The 14,827-nt window shown below is 58.5% G+C and carries 11 protein-coding genes; 6 read left to right on the top strand and 5 right to left on the bottom strand.

Going from position 1 to position 14,827, the window contains the following annotated elements:
* Positions 1–97: 97 nt before the first annotated feature.
* Positions 98–1,267: a DUF2865 domain-containing protein gene (locus tag PVA19_RS11570; RefSeq protein ID WP_274102517.1), complete on the bottom strand. Its 1,170-nt coding sequence runs from the start codon at positions 1,265–1,267 to the stop codon at positions 98–100.
* A 257-nt stretch (positions 1,268–1,524) separates the two neighbouring features.
* The gene (locus tag PVA19_RS11565; RefSeq protein ID WP_062427468.1) at positions 1,525–3,840 is read right to left on the bottom strand and encodes an NADP-dependent malic enzyme; all 2,316 of its coding nucleotides are present in this window, start codon (positions 3,838–3,840) and stop codon (positions 1,525–1,527) included.
* Between the two features lie 233 nt (positions 3,841–4,073).
* Between PVA19_RS11565 and PVA19_RS11560 the strand changes: the two genes are divergently transcribed.
* Positions 4,074–4,904 carry a UDP-2,3-diacylglucosamine diphosphatase gene (locus PVA19_RS11560; protein WP_062427467.1) on the top strand — a complete coding sequence of 277 codons (831 nt, stop codon included), beginning with the start codon at positions 4,074–4,076 and terminating at the stop codon, positions 4,902–4,904.
* A gap of 8 nt (positions 4,905–4,912) precedes the next feature.
* Here PVA19_RS11560 and dgcA read toward each other — a convergent pair whose 3' ends face one another.
* Entirely contained in the window at positions 4,913–5,896 is a 984-nt protein-coding gene (gene dgcA, locus PVA19_RS11555; protein WP_274102515.1) for an N-acetyl-D-Glu racemase DgcA, read from the bottom strand.
* Positions 5,897–6,041: 145 nt separating this feature from the next.
* Here dgcA and PVA19_RS11550 point away from each other — a divergent pair, with 145 nt between their 5' ends.
* The 4 genes from PVA19_RS11550 (at position 6,042) to PVA19_RS11535 (ending at position 10,063) form a co-directional block, all read left to right on the top strand.
* Positions 6,042–7,202 (top strand): ABC transporter permease, encoded by a 1,161-nt coding sequence (locus PVA19_RS11550; protein WP_274102514.1) that lies wholly within the window; start codon positions 6,042–6,044, stop codon positions 7,200–7,202.
* A 10-nt stretch (positions 7,203–7,212) separates the two neighbouring features.
* Positions 7,213–8,052, top strand: a complete 840-nt coding sequence (locus PVA19_RS11545; RefSeq protein ID WP_236760330.1) for an ABC transporter ATP-binding protein — start codon at positions 7,213–7,215, stop codon at positions 8,050–8,052.
* A gap of 2 nt (positions 8,053–8,054) precedes the next feature.
* A complete protein-coding gene (locus PVA19_RS11540) occupies positions 8,055–9,425 on the top strand; it encodes an MlaD family protein (RefSeq protein ID WP_062427463.1) in 1,371 nt (456 codons plus the stop codon).
* A 74-nt stretch (positions 9,426–9,499) separates the two neighbouring features.
* Positions 9,500–10,063, top strand: a complete 564-nt coding sequence (locus PVA19_RS11535) for an ABC-type transport auxiliary lipoprotein family protein (protein ID WP_112358474.1) — start codon at positions 9,500–9,502, stop codon at positions 10,061–10,063.
* Positions 10,064–10,154: 91 nt separating this feature from the next.
* Here the strand turns inward: PVA19_RS11535 and PVA19_RS11530 are convergent, their stop codons facing one another.
* Positions 10,155–10,592 (bottom strand): PACE efflux transporter, encoded by a 438-nt coding sequence (locus tag PVA19_RS11530; RefSeq protein WP_062440844.1) that lies wholly within the window; start codon positions 10,590–10,592, stop codon positions 10,155–10,157.
* A 203-nt stretch (positions 10,593–10,795) separates the two neighbouring features.
* Positions 10,796–12,085 (bottom strand): citrate synthase, encoded by a 1,290-nt coding sequence (gene gltA, locus PVA19_RS11525; protein ID WP_062440847.1) that lies wholly within the window; start codon positions 12,083–12,085, stop codon positions 10,796–10,798.
* Between the two features lie 312 nt (positions 12,086–12,397).
* On the opposite strand from gltA, the gene PVA19_RS11520 reads away from it, so the two are divergent.
* Positions 12,398–14,824, top strand: coding sequence for a ComEC/Rec2 family competence protein (locus PVA19_RS11520; RefSeq protein ID WP_443111634.1), 2,427 nt, complete (start codon positions 12,398–12,400; stop codon positions 14,822–14,824).
* Positions 14,825–14,827: the final 3 nt, after the last annotated feature.

The following is a 14,827-nucleotide window of genomic DNA, read 5'->3' as shown; positions in this document are numbered from 1 at the left end:
CCGCGCAAAAACGTGCAGCGGTTTGCGATGATGACACGCTTTCGAGACTAAGCGCATCCACCGCTGCGACACGCCTCATCGGTGTGCCGCAGCGGTCTTATTCCTGCTGAGGCTGTGCCCCTTTCAGGGCAGGATTTTTCAGGTCGATGCGGCTTGTCTCTTCCGGCAGAAACTGCGGGCCGACGATGCGCACCCTGCTGTTCTTCGGATCATAGTCCCTTTCTGGGACGGGGGATGCCTTGGCCTCGACCTGCGGTGCGGGTTCGGGCGACGCCGGTGTGGGGCTTTCCGTCTTCGGGGCAGGGATCCGGGTGATGCCGGAATAGGACTGATCAGGAGAGGATTGTGGCGCGCTCGCTTGCTCTTCCTGCTTCCTCATCTCCTGATGATAGGCCGCCATGTTGCAGGAACATGATGGAGAGCGCGTCGAGGGTGAGCCGTTGCGATAGGCAAAAGCCGTTGGCATCGACTTGTAAGGCTGACCGGTCTTGGCTGAGACCATATCGGAACTCTCTTGCCCCACCATGGAATGGTAGAAGAGTTCCGTCTCGGTGCCAGGGCACATCCGCTCGCACTGGGCAGCCTGAGCACTGAAATCCATTGGCGTCGCGTTGGAGGATATGGGGAAGAAGGCTCCGTCGCAGGTGCGCACGCAAAGCGTCCTCAAGCCGCCCTCGGTCGGCATGTCTGGCGTCGGGCCGTAATTGCCAATGTCCCTTTGGTCGTCATTGAAGGGGTCGGTATAGCCGCGGGGGTGGGCATCCAGGCCTGGGTCCGTCGATGCGTAATCGGGTGGCCGACGATCCAGGCAGCCCTCTGCATCGAGCGCTGCCATGATACGATCCCACCGGTCGGCGGCTTCGGTGCGACGGCTCGCAAGCATACGATTGCGGTCTTGAGCGATCATGTCCCGTTCGGCTTCCGCTTGGGCCAGTGCATCCGCAATATCACCGCAGATTTGCGCATTTGGGTTTCCATAGACAATCACGCTACCGGATGAACAGCCGTAGCTCCGCAGATCGTTCTTGATACGGCGGATCACGAGGTTCTGCTGTGCCAGCGCATTGGCAAATTGCCGGACCTGCGCTGTGGTGCCGATAACTTGCGTGGACTCTGCCGGTTGTCTCAGCTGTGCTTCGAGCGTTTCGCAGATGTCCTGCGCCTGCACGGCAACGGGTGCGACGAGGAGGGCGGCCAACAGGGAACCGATGAGACGGTTGCGGCGCGGCGCCGGGCGCCCGTTTGATTTTAGCAGGCCCGTCAGCATTCAGTCGGCATCCCTTTCAACATCAATCACCAACGCTCGCGGCAGGATTAAGTTCAGGATAGCATAGGGCTGTGCCGCAATGCGGCAACAGCAGTTTCAAAATTGCGTTAATTCGAAGTGACGCAATAACGTCAGGCCTGAAGCGTGTCGCGATCATTCAGATTCGCTCCTTACGCTTTAGGTCCTTGTTTCGTCGCATGGTGTCATCGCAAAACCGCTGCACAATTCTGCTTGAACCATGCTTTAAACCCAGTCCATCACATCGAAGGATGCGATGCCTGGACGGCGGCAAGCGCTGCCATGTTGACCACGCCGCGCGAGGTGACGGTGGGCGAGAGGATATGTGCGGGCAGGGCCGTGCCAAGCAGGATCGGCCCGACATGCAGACCTTCCGTCATGGTGCGCACGACGCCAAGCGAAATATTGGCCGAGTCCAGGTTCGGGAAGACCAGGAGGTTCGCCTCACCGGACAAAGCGCTGTTGGGCATGGCGCGCTTGCGCAACATTTCCGAGAGCGCCGAACCACCCTGCATTTCGCCGTCGATTTCCAAATGCGGCGCCCTGTCGCGAACGAGTTGAAGCGCTGCGCGCATCTTTCGGGCACTGACGGAATCACGCGAACCGAAGTTCGAATGGCTTGCGAGCGCGATCTTCGGGGTGATGCCGAAGCGCTTGATTTCCTTGGCGGCCAGGATCGCCATTTCTGCGACGTCTTCAGAGCTCGGGTCGTAATTGACGAAGGTATCGGTCATGAAGAGCGCGCCACGCTGGGTGATCAGCAGGCTGAGGCCGCCAAAAGACTGAACGCCTTCGCGCTTGCCGATGATCTGATTGACATCGCGCAGGTGACGGTCAAACCGGCCTTCCAGACCGCAGATCAGGGCATCGGCCTCACCGCGCTTGACGGAGAGAGCGCCAATGACGGTGGTGTTGGTACGAACGATGGTGCGTGCGGCTTCCGGGTTGATGCCGGCACGGCCGACCAGCGCGAAATAGTCATCGACATAGTCGCGGTAGCGTGGATCGTCTTCCGGGTTGACCACGGCGAAATCGGTGTTCGGGCGAATGCGCAGGCCGAAGCGCTTCAGGCGCGTTTCGATGATCTGCGGACGACCGATCAGGATCGGGATGCCAGTCCCTTCTTCCAAAAGTACCTGAGCGGCGCGCAGCACGCGCTCGTCTTCGCCTTCGGCAAAGATGATACGCTTCTTTTCCGCGCTCTTGGCACTGTTGAAGATCGGCTTCATGATGAAGCCGGAACGCCAGACGAAGCGGTTCAACTGATCGAGATAGGCATCGAAATCGGTGATGGGTCGCGATGCGACGCCACTTGCGGCAGCGGCACGCGCGACGGCGGGCGCGATGCGCAGAATGAGGCGTGGGTCGAAAGGCGAGGGGATCAGGTAGTTCGGGCCAAAGACCGGCGTCTCTTCGCTATAGGCCTTGGCAGCGACTTCGGAGACTTCCTCGCGGGCCAGTTCGGCAATCGCGCGGACCGCCGCCATCTTCATCTCTTCATTGATGCTGGTTGCGCCGCAATCGAGCGCGCCGCGGAAGATGTAAGGGAAGCAGAGAACGTTGTTGACCTGGTTCGGGAAGTCCGAGCGACCGGTGCAAATCATTGCATCCGGGCGTGCAGCGCGTGCTTCTTCTGGCATGATTTCAGGCTTGGGGTTCGCCAATGCCAGGATCAATGGCTTTTCTGCCATCTTTGCCAGAAGCTCGGGCTTCAGAACGCCTGCGGCCGAGAGACCGAGGAACACGTCTGCGCCCTCAATGGATTCGGCCAGGACGCGTTTGTCGGTCTTCTGCGCGTAGATTTCCTTCCATTCGTCCATCAACGTGTTGCGGCCGTCATAGACGAGGCCTTCAATGTCGTGGACCCAGATGTTTTCGCGCTTGGCGCCCATCTCCACCAGCAGGTTGAGGCAGGCGAGAGCCGCTGCACCGGCACCTGATGCGACGATCTTGACGTCCGACAAGGCCTTGCCGGCGAGTTCCAACGCATTGGTGACGGCTGCCGCGACGATGATTGCTGTTCCGTGCTGGTCGTCGTGGAAGACCGGGATGTTCATCTTGGCGCGCAGCTGGCGCTCGACTTCAAAACATTCAGGCGCCTTGATGTCTTCGAGATTGATGCCGCCGAAGGTGGGCTCAAGTGCCGAGATGGTGGAGACCATATCGTTGATGCCGGGCGCGTCGATTTCGATATCGAAGACGTCGATATTGGCGAATTTCTTGAAGAGGACGGCCTTGCCTTCCATCACCGGCTTCGACGCCAGCGGGCCGATGTTGCCGAGACCGAGAACGGCGGTGCCGTTTGAAATCACCGCCACAAGGTTGGCGCGTGCAGTATATTGCGCCGCCGTTTCCGGATTTTCATGAATGGCAAGGCAGGGGGCGGCGACGCCCGGTGAATAGGCGAGCGCCAGGTCGCGCTGGTTGCCGAGCGGCTTGGACGCCTGGATCTCAAGTTTACCCGGGCGAGGATAGCGATGGTAGAAGAGCGCCTGCTCATCCAGATCCGCATTGCTGCTCTTGTTTTGCGTCGTGCCCTTGTCCTGAGAACTCATCTTTTTCACCGCTTTATTTCAATTGTCACGAAGGTCTTTGCATACAGCAAACAGTTCGACCGTACAGCCGTTTATTTGGCGGGTGGCATGCAAAAGCGAGAAAGACGATATTCGCAAAAAGACCAGCGTCACACCATGGAAGTGCCGCGTTGTCATCTTGCTGAAACACGAGTCTGGTTTTCCCAAGAGTGAAAGATTTCCAAACGCCTTTCATGAGACGAGGGGACGAGACCATGGCCACGCAGACCGAAACCAGACACTTCAGGACGCTTTTCATTTCCGACGTGCATCTTGGCTCGAAAGCGGCCAAGACGGATTTTCTGCTGGACTTTCTGAAGTATCACGAAGCGGACACGATCGTGCTCGTTGGTGATATCATCGACGGTTGGCGCCTTCGCCGCAGCTGGTACTGGCCGCAGGGCTGTAACGACGTGGTGCAGAAGCTTTTACGCAAGGCACGCAAGGGCGCGCGCATCGTCTACATCCCTGGAAATCACGACGAATTCTTACGCGAATTCCCCGGCACCCATTTCGGCGGCATCGAAGTGGCAGAGCGCATGATACACGAGGCGGCGGACGGCAAGAAATATCTCGTGCTGCATGGCGACGAGTTTGACGTCGTCGTGCGCAATGCCCGCCTTCTCGCCTACCTTGGTGACTGGGCCTACGATGCGGCGATTGCCGTCAACGTCGCGATCGCGGCGGTTCGCCGCCGTATCGGCCTGCCTTACTGGTCTTTCTCCGCCTGGGCGAAACTCCAGGTGAAGCACGCCGTCAACTTTATTGGCGAGTTCCAGCGTGTGGTGGCCGATGAGGCCCGGCGCAACAAGGTGGATGGGGTCATCTGCGGCCATATTCACCATGCGGTGATGGAGGATATCGACGGTATTCGCTACATCAATACCGGCGACTGGGTGGAAAGCTGCACGGCCATTGTCGAGAACCTTGACGGCTCGTTCGAGCTGATCACCTGGATGCAGACCAGCGACAGCGCGGAAGAGCCAACGGTGCGCCAGCTGGAGCCGGTGATGTTTCCCAAGCTCGTTGATACAAAAGCGGCCTGAGGATGTCTTTATCCCCACAGCTCCGGCTGTGGCGGATGAACGAGAGAACCATCATAGACAAGACCAGGCTCTCTATCGCGCGCCAAAAGCAGAGGGCCGTCAAGATCGGCAAAGGCCACGTCTTGCGCCAGTAGCACAGCGGGTGCCATGGCAAGCGACGTTCCCAGCATGCAGCCCACCATGATCTGATAGCCGAGACGCTCGGCCTCCTGCTTCATCACCAGAGCTTCAGTAAGACCGCCTGTCTTGTCGAGCTTGATGTTGATCGCATCGTAACGATCGCGAAGGGATGCGAGGTCTCTCGTCAGGTGGACGCTCTCATCCGCGCAGATTGCCACGGGTCGCTTTATCGTCGCCAGAAACGCATCGTTGCCGGCTGGGAGAGGTTGCTCGATCAAGGAAATCCCGAGCTCCGCGGCAACGGCCATGTGGTGCTCTATATTGTCTTCACGCCATCCCTCGTTGGCATCGACGATGATTGCGGCATCTGGTGCTGCCGCACGAACGGCGCGTAGGCGCTCTTCGTCGTCCTCTGTTCCCGTCTTTATCTTCAAGAGCGGACGATGGGCGTTTTCTTTTGTCTTCGCCGCCATCGTCTGCGCGTCGGCGAGCGAAATCGTATAGGCCGTCATCAAGGGTTTGGGAGCAGACGGCAGAAAATGAGCAAAGGCGGGTCTCCCTGAGAGCTTCGCTTCCAGATCCCACAAAGCGCAGTCGACGGCGTTGCGCGCAGCACCCGGCTTCATGGCCTGCTGAAGATGCTCCCGGTCGAGCCCCGAAGCGATTGCCTTCGCGGCTGCGTCAATATCTGCCAGGACGCCTTCGATCGTTTCGCCATAGCGCGCGTAGGGGACGCACTCTCCCTGACCTTGGACGCCGTTGTCGGAAATGGTGCAGGTGACCACATGGATTTCCGTGCGGCTTCCCCGCGAAATGGTGAAGCTTCCTGCAACCGGGAAGATTTGCGCTGTGGCTTCGAGGTAACGGCTCATCAAAATTGCCTTATAGTTGGGGGTAAAACCATGGAACCTGCAAAATATGTATCCATTTACGGTGCACCGCTGTGGCTTGCTGGTCCGGCAAAAGATATGAATCGTTAAGAGAATCTTTCAGTAAGCTGCATTCACGCGGAGAAATATGCAAGAACAGGAACCAGGCAAGCGGGTGGAACAGGCTGCAATCTCGGCGGATGAGAACGCGGGGCGCGGCGGCGCGCGCTACGTGCTCTCCGGTTCCTGGCGCAACGCGAACATCTCTCCCGTTCTGCCCGAACTCGACAAGATCGAAAAATCAGGTGCATCCGGGCCCATCACGATCGACCTGTCGGGTATCGACCATATCGATACGACCGGTGCATGGATCCTCCATAGCCTGCGGAGCCGTCTGGAGAAGTCCGGCTCGAATGTCAGCTTCGAGGGCAATGAGAAGGTCGAGGAGATCATCACCTCGCTTCCCGATGAAGCGCCGCTGCCGCCGAAGGATACGCAAAAGCAGGGTATTTTAAGCCGCATCTTCGAGCCCGTGGGACGCAATGTCGTCCAGGCAGGGTCCGACTTTATGGCCGGCATGTTTATTCTGGGCTCAGCCGTTCGTGGCGCGCAGATGAAGCTCGGTCGAGGGCGCGGCGTGTCGCCTGCTGCCATCGTCAACCAGGTCGATCACATGGGCGTGCGTGCGGTGCCCATCATAACGCTGATGTCGTTCCTGATCGGTGCGATCATCGCCCAGCAGGGCGCGTTCCAGCTCAGATATTTCGGCGCGGAAGTTTTTGTGGTCGACCTCGTCGGCATTCTCCAATTGCGTGAGATCGGCGTTCTTCTTACCGCTATCATGATCGCCGGCCGGTCCGGCAGCGCGATTACCGCTGAAATCGGTTCGATGAAGATGCGCGAGGAGATCGACGCGCTGAAGGTCATCGGCCTCAACCCCGTCGGCGTCCTGGTCTTCCCGCGTCTGGTGGCGCTCACGATCGCCTTGCCGCTTCTCACCATCATCGCCAATTTCTCGGCATTGTTCGGCGCTGCAATCGTCTCGCTTATTTATTCGGGTATCACGTTTGAAGTGTTTCTTTCGCGTCTTCATAGCGCCGTTGAGGGTTCGACGATCGCGTCCGGCATGATCAAGGCGCCATTCATGGCCCTGATCATCGGCATTGTGGCATCCGTGGAAGGAATGAAGGTTGGCGGGAGCGCGGAATCGCTCGGTCAACACGTCACGGCCTCGGTGGTCAAATCGATCTTTGTCGTGATCCTCGTCGATGCGCTTTTCGCCATCTTCTATTCAGCCATCGATTTTTAAGGAGAGGGCTGTGGATCAAGGACAAGCAGTCGAGGACAGGAAAGACAGCAAGACCGATCGCGAAGTCGTGCTTTCGGTGGAGGGCGTGACCGTCGGCTTTGGCGACAAGCTCGTGCTCGACAATCTCGACCTCGATGTCTATCGCGGTGAAATTCTGGGCTTTATCGGTCCGTCCGGTGCCGGTAAATCGGTGCTGATGCGCACGGTGCTGCGGCTCTTGCCGCGCCAGGGCGGTTCGATCAAGATCCTTGGGACTGACTATGACAAGGCCTCGGACGAAGAACGCATGGCGCTCGACACGCGTCTTGGTGTCCTCTTCCAGCAGGGCGCGCTCTTCTCCGGTCTGACTGTGAAAGAGAATATTCAGCTGCCGATGCGCGAATATCTCGATCTGCCGCAAAAGCTGATGGATGAGCTTGCGGCCCTGAAAATCGAAATGGTGGGTTTGAAGCCGGATGCCGGCGACAAGTTCCCATCCGAACTTTCAGGCGGCATGATCAAGCGCGCAGCATTGGCGCGCGCTCTGGCGCTCGATCCGGACCTCGTCTTCCTGGACGAGCCGACATCGGGTCTCGATCCGATCGGGGCTGCAGAGTTTGATATGCTGATTGCGCGCTTGCGCGATTCGATGGGTCTGACGGTTTACATGGTGACCCACGATCTCGACAGCCTGTTTTCAGTCTGCGACCGCATTGCCGTTCTCGGCAACAAGAAAGTGGCAGTCGAAGGTACACTCGAGGATATGTTCAATAACGACGATCCCTGGGTCCAATCATATTTCCGCGGAAAGCGGGCTCGCGCCGTCGTCCTTCCGGATGGCACGCAACAGATTCCGGGGAGTAACGGATAGGCATGGAAACCAAGGCGAATTACACCATTGTCGGTATTTTTACGCTCATCGTGGTCGCGGCGGCATTCGGCTTCGTTTACTGGATGGCCGAATTCGGACGCGGCGGGCCAGTGGCGCAGCTGACGATCCGTATTCCGGGATCGGCCAATGGTCTGTCCGTCGGTTCGCCGGTGCGGTTCAACGGCATACCTGTCGGTACGGTTCGTGGTCTTTCGATCGACCAGCAGGATCCTGCTTACTCGATTGCCTATACGGAAGTGCAGGCGGATGCGCCGGTCTTTCCGTCCACTCGCGCGGTTCTGGAAATCCAGGGCCTGACGGGCGCTGCCTATGTCGAGCTTTCGGGTGGGCGCAGCAATGAGGAACGCATTCTCCAGAAGTCCTTCGAAACCGGCGTGCCAGCAGAGCTGACGGCTGATCTGTCCAGTGTGACGAACCTGCTTGCGACCGCCGACAAGATTCTGAAGCGTGCGGATGGTGCGATCGGAGAGCTTCAGGGCTTCGTGCAGGATGCGCGCGGACCGCTGACGGAAACCGTTCGCAATGCCGAGAAATTCTCTGCAGCGCTTGCCTCCAACTCCGATGGCATCGAAAACTTCCTCGAGAGCCTGAGCTCATTGTCGACGACCGTTCAGTCGGTCTCGGTTCGTCTCGATGGAACGCTGACGGCCGTTGAAGATCTGGTCAAGGCGGTGGATTCACAGAAGATCGACTCGATTCTCACCAATGTTGACAAGGTCACGTCCGACGTGGCGGCCTCTTCCAGCGGCATTCAAGCGGTTATGGAGAACGTACAACGCACTTCACGTAACTTCGAACAGGCAAGTTCGGACGCTCAGAACGTGTTGAAGCGCGCCGATGAGCTTCTGGCTTCGGTCGATACCGCGAAGGTGAGCAATACGGTTGAGGATGTGTCGGCTGCGACCGCCGACGCTCGCCAGGCGATCTCCACCTTCCGCCAGATCGCCGATGACGTTGGAACGCGCCGTCAGGATATCGATCAAGCAATTGCCGACTTCACCGACATGTCTCGCAAGCTGAACATGGCATCGAGCCGCGTCGACGGCATTCTCGCGAAAGTGGACGGCATGCTGGGAACCGATGACGCGGATTCGCTTTTTGCCAAGGCACGTGAGACTCTTAACTCCTTCAAGGCGGTTGCTGACAATCTCAACGGACGTATTGGCCCGATTGCCGACAACCTCACTCGCTTCTCGAATTCGGGCCTGAGGGACCTTCAGGCGCTGATCAGCAGCACCCGTGATACGGTCAACAATCTCAACAATACGATCACCAATTTCGATCGCGATCCGCAGCGCCTGATCTTCGGTGGCGAAAATGTAAAACAATATGATGGCCGGACACGGCGTTGATGGAGGTTCCTGGTTTCATGATTTTGCAGATACCACGGCGGAAAATATCCGCGGTCTCCACGAAGTTTGCTGTGATGCTGCCCTTGCTTGGTGCCATCCTGGCAGGCTGCGGCGGTGGCGCTAAGAACGATACGTTCGATCTTTCCGTCTCACCCGCGCCGGTGACGCAGGCGCGATCCCTCAAGGGACGCCAGCTTCTGGTTGCAGAACCGACCGCGCTGAAGGCGCTCGATAGCGAGAACATCGTGGTACGGCTTTCCAACTCGGAAGTGCAGTATCTTGCAAACTCGCAATGGAGCGATCGCCTGCCGCGCATGGTGCAGTCGAAGCTGGTCGAAGCCTTCCAGGATACAGGCCGCCTCGGCGGTGTTGGACGTCCAGGGCAGGGTCTGGCGATCGACTATCAGGTCGTCACCGATATTCGCGCCTTCGAGGTCGACACCAAGAACAATGTCGCCAACATCGAGATTTCGGTACAGTTGCTGAACGATCGCAACGGCACCGTTCGGGCACAGGACGTGTTCCGTGCAAGCGCGCGAGTCAGCGGTACGGGCAACGCGAACTTTGTCAAAGCGCTCGACTCGGCGTTTGCCGCTGCCTCTCGCGAGATTGTGGCCTGGACGTTGAAGGCACTCTGATCACAATCCACGATGTAAAATCAAACGCCGCGACATCATTCGATGCGCGGCGTTTTTCTTTGCGATCACCTGTGGGTTGAATCTGGTAGCCTTACTCGGCTGCTGCTTCCTTCTGCCATTCCGGCAGCGGGAAGATCGCGTCATAGGCCCAATTGAAGACAAAGGCGTAGACGACGTAGAACAGCGCGAACGAGATATCCATGATCAGTGCGTGGATCAGGCCGATGCCGAGATACCATGCAATGAACGGCATCAGGACGATCAGAAGTCCAAGCTCGAACAGAACCGCGTGCGCCACGCGGATCGCCGGTGTCTTGAGCGTGGTGCCCCGCAGACGCTGCAGGGTGTGGTCAAAGCCAAGATTGTAGAGATAATTCCACGCCGTCGCGACGGTGGCGCTGACGACGCCGACAATGCCGATGTCGCTCATCGGCATGGCGAAGACGACGGTGCCGAGTGGAATGACCAAAGCGAGGCCAATAATTTCAAAGCTCAGAGCGTGGCGGATACGATCGCCGATGCTGCGCATGGGAAACTCCCGAGATAACCAAATCGGGCCGTCCCGAATGCTGTCGCCGCCATGGCCGAGGTCGTCCTCGCAAGGACGATATAAGCGGAAGCGGCTTTTTCTTCAAGTCTTCGGGTATCGCGAGGATGGATCGCCGAAAAGACCGAGCATAAAAAAAGCGCCTCGAAAGAGACGCTTTTTTGTCTGGGTGTCTCGACTGCGGATCAGCGCTTGGAAACTGGAACGTAATCGCGCTTTGCAGCGCCGGTGTAGAGCTGGCGCGGACGACCGATACGCTGCTGCGGATCTTCGATCATTTCGTTCCACTGGGCGATCCAGCCGACGGTGCGGGCTAGAGCGAAGAGAACGGTGAACATGGTCGTTGGGAAGCCAAGCGCCTTCAGCGTGATGCCGGAGTAGAAGTCGACATTCGGGTAGAGCTTCTTCTCGACGAAGTAAGGATCCGAAAGGGCGATCTTTTCCAGTTCGAGCGCAACCTGCATGATCGGATCGTCGGAGTTGCCGGTGGCTTCCAGCACTTCGTACATCGTCTTCTGCATGATCTTGGCGCGCGGATCGTAGTTCTTGTAGACGCGGTGACCAAAGCCCATCAGGCGGAACGGATCGTTCTTGTCCTTGGCGCGCGCGATGTATTCAGGAATACGATCGACGGTGCCGATCTCGTTCAGCATGTTGAGCGCTGCTTCGTTCGCGCCGCCGTGAGCGGGGCCCCACAGGCAGGCGATGCCGGCTGCGATACATGCGAACGGGTTTGCGCCCGAGGAACCGGCCAGACGAACGGTCGAGGTGGACGCATTCTGCTCATGGTCGGCGTGAAGGATGAAGATGCGATCCATGGCGCGGGCCAGAACCGGGTCCACCTTGTACTCTTCGCACGGAACGGCAAAGCACATGTGCAGGAAGTTCGATGCGTAATCGAGATCGTTCTTCGGATAAACGAAGGGCTGGCCGATATGGTACTTGTAGGCCATGGCCGCGATCGTCGGCATCTTGGCGATCATGCGCAGAGACGCGACCATGCGCTGGTGCGGATCGGTGATGTCTGTCGAGTCGTGGTAGAAGGCGGAGAGGGCGCCGACCGTACCGCACATGACGGCCATTGGGTGGGCGTCGCGACGATAGCCGGTGAAGAAGCGGCTCATCTGTTCATGCACCATGGTGTGACGCGTCACACGGGTGTCGAAGTCCTTCTTCTGCGCGGTCGTCGGCAGTTCGCCGTAAAGCAGCAGGTAGCAGGTCTCGAGGAAGTCGCCCTGTTCGGCAAGCTGCTCGATCGGATAACCGCGGTGCAGCAGAACGCCTTCGTCACCATCGATATAGGTGATCTTGGATTCGCACGAAGCGGTCGAGGTGAAACCGGGGTCGTAGGTGAAGGAGCCGGTGTGTTTGTACAGGGTGCCGATATCGACGACGCGCGGGCCAATCGTACCTTCTCGTACAGGAAGATCGACCGTCTTGTCGCCGAGGGTCACTGTAGCGCTTTTTTCCGTCATACCATACCTCCGAATATGCAGGCGATGCGGGTTGACGCATCGGCCAATTAAGCGTCACGGATTTAGCTATATGATCCGCGCGACGATGCCAAGCTATCCAAAAGGCAAATTGTGCATCGCAGAATTGGAATAAGCCGTTCTGATCGGTTTTGCCACTTTACTGTTTCGTTTTAAGTCAATGCTTCCTTAATCTGCACACTGGATTGCAATCCGAATCGCAAGGCTGCAAATTGGTCCTGAGGGACCGAGGGGCGGCACTTGAACGACTACGGGGAACGGCAGCAGTTCCGCTTGCTGGAGACGGGCACGCCTATGAGGGTGGAGCTCGACGGCATCAATGCGCCCGCCACTCTTACGAATACGGATATCGTACTTTTTGCCCCACCGCATCCTGTGCCTCAAGGCTTTGCGCAGCGATTGCAATCGACCTTATCGCGCTGCGTCACCGAGGAGCTTCAGTACCGGCAAGACTTCCTTTTCATCCCCGTGCTGGTTGGCGCGGGCGCGGCACTATGGTTTTCGCTCTCTTCTCCGCCATCCGACGTCGTTTTGATTGTGAGTGGTCTTTGCATCATCCCGATCGCCATCATCACGCGGCACCGGCAGAACGCACTGTCCTTTGTGTTGGCAACGCTTGCACTTCTGCTGCTTGGCATGCTGCTGGCAAACTGGGAGACGCACCGCGTTGGGACCACAGTCCTCGACAGTGCCGTGACGACGACGATCACCGGCAAGGTGGAGCGGCGGGAGGTGGATGCCAAGGGCTACTGGCGCTATACGATCGCCCTGACTTCAACGCGTGGACCTTCGCTGACACGTCTGCCAAATCGGATATCCGTTCTCTCGCGCAGTCGCGAACAACCGATAGCTGTCGGTGCGGGCATCACCGGCAAGGCGCGCCTTTCGCCACCATCCGGGCCGGCACTGCCGGGCCTCAACGACTTTGCCTTCTCGGCGTATTTCGACGGGATCGGTGCGACAGGCTTTTTCTATAGCGTGCCAAAGGCTCTACCGACGCAGGCCGCAACGATGGACGACGTGGGCTGGCTGGAAACAGCGGGTTCGTGGCTCTACGCGCTGCGTTCCACTATTGCCGAACGAATCCGCAGCGTCATCGGCGGCGATGCAGGTGCTTTTGCGGCTTCGATCATAACGGATGAACGGCGCGCGATCTCCAGCGAGACGATGGAAGCTTTGCGCGTGTCGGGGCTCGCCCATATCGTTGCCATTTCCGGGCTCAACATGGCACTGGCATCGGGCATCTTCTTCGTTGGTATGCGTATGGTGTTCAGCGTGTTTCCAGGGTTTTCGCAGCGCTATCCCGTCAAGAAGATTTCCGCCTTTGCCGCGCTGTTGATGACATTCGCCTATTATCTGATTTCAGGCTTTGCCGTCTCTGCCGAGCGGGCATGGTTGATGATGTCGATCATGCTGGCGGCGGTTCTCGTCAACCGGCCGTCCATCAGCCTTCGCAATGTCGCCCTTGCCGCAATCGTCATCATCGCGGTTTCGCCACATGAAATCATGGGTCCCAGTTTCCAGATGTCCTTTGCCGCAACGCTGGCACTGGTTGCGGCCTATTCCTTCTGGAGCAGATGGCGGGGCAATCGCGAACGCCTTTTTATCGCGCGCCCCCCCTTGTGGATGGTGGCCTCGTCCAAAGCGAGTGCCGTGATCGGCGGTGTCGTCATCACCTCGTTAATTGGGGGTGTCTCGACAGCGATCTACTCCATCGAGCATTTCCACCGTATCACCACCTACGGACTGGCCGCCAACCTTGCCGCCATGCCGGTCATGTCGATCATCGTCATGCCGTCTGCGCTGATCGCCATGCTGCTCATGCCCTTTGGTCTGGATGCACCCTTCCTGAAGCTGATGGGTTACGGCATGGCCATGGTGATCGACATTGCCAACACCGTCTCCAGTTGGGGCGGAGATGCCACGATCGGGCGGCAGCACCCATGGTTTCTGACCGTCTCGACGGTCGGATTTCTTCTTCTGACCTTGCTGCGGACCCACCTCGCGCTCTTGGGGCTTCCCCTGATTCTAGCTGGTCTCGTTCTGGTGCCGCTTGAGCAGAACAAAGCAAAGCCGGATTTATTGATCTACGAGGATGGCGTTCTGGTCGCGTTTCGCACGGATCAATTCGTTGCGACGACCAAGCGCCAGGCGAAGGGGTTCGTCTTTGATCAGTGGGCAAGGGCGGTGCCGCTGCCGGATAAGCATGTTGCCCCTGTCATGCTGGATGACGACAAGTCGGGTGAGCGAGAGGACACGGCAAAGCCAACGCCTCGCCGCCCGGCTGTTCTCACCGATCAGCAGAAGCAAGAAGCTCGCGACAAGATGCTTGCGGCTTTCGAGCGGACGAATGGCTTCTCGTGTCAGAAAAACGCCTGGTGCGCTGGACGTCATGAGAGCGGCGTCAAAGTCGCGGTTATTTCGAACACGGCGTTGACCGGAACAGCCTGTGATGTGGCGGACATCGTCGTGACGTCGCGTTTCGTGCCGTTTTCAAATTGTCGCTCGGGCGCGCTATTGATCAGTCCGACAACATTGCGAAAGACGGGCTCGCTGGAACTCTGGCTGAATGAGGCCGGAGAGACCGTTGCAACGGCGCGCGCGGCGATGCAAGACGTTGCCAGACCCTGGTCGATCCACCGCGCCTATGACTGGCGCAGCAAGACCTCTGACGGCGCGGTGCCGCCGCATATCGAGGCGATGCTGGCGACCGGGCAGTAAGTC

It is taken from the genome of Agrobacterium sp. CNPSo 3708 (genome assembly GCF_028674915.1).
In the GTDB taxonomy this organism is placed as follows: domain Bacteria; phylum Pseudomonadota; class Alphaproteobacteria; order Rhizobiales; family Rhizobiaceae; genus Agrobacterium; species Agrobacterium cavarae.
The sequence above is the reverse complement of the archived record's forward strand: the minus strand, read 5'-3'. Positions and strand labels throughout refer to the sequence as shown.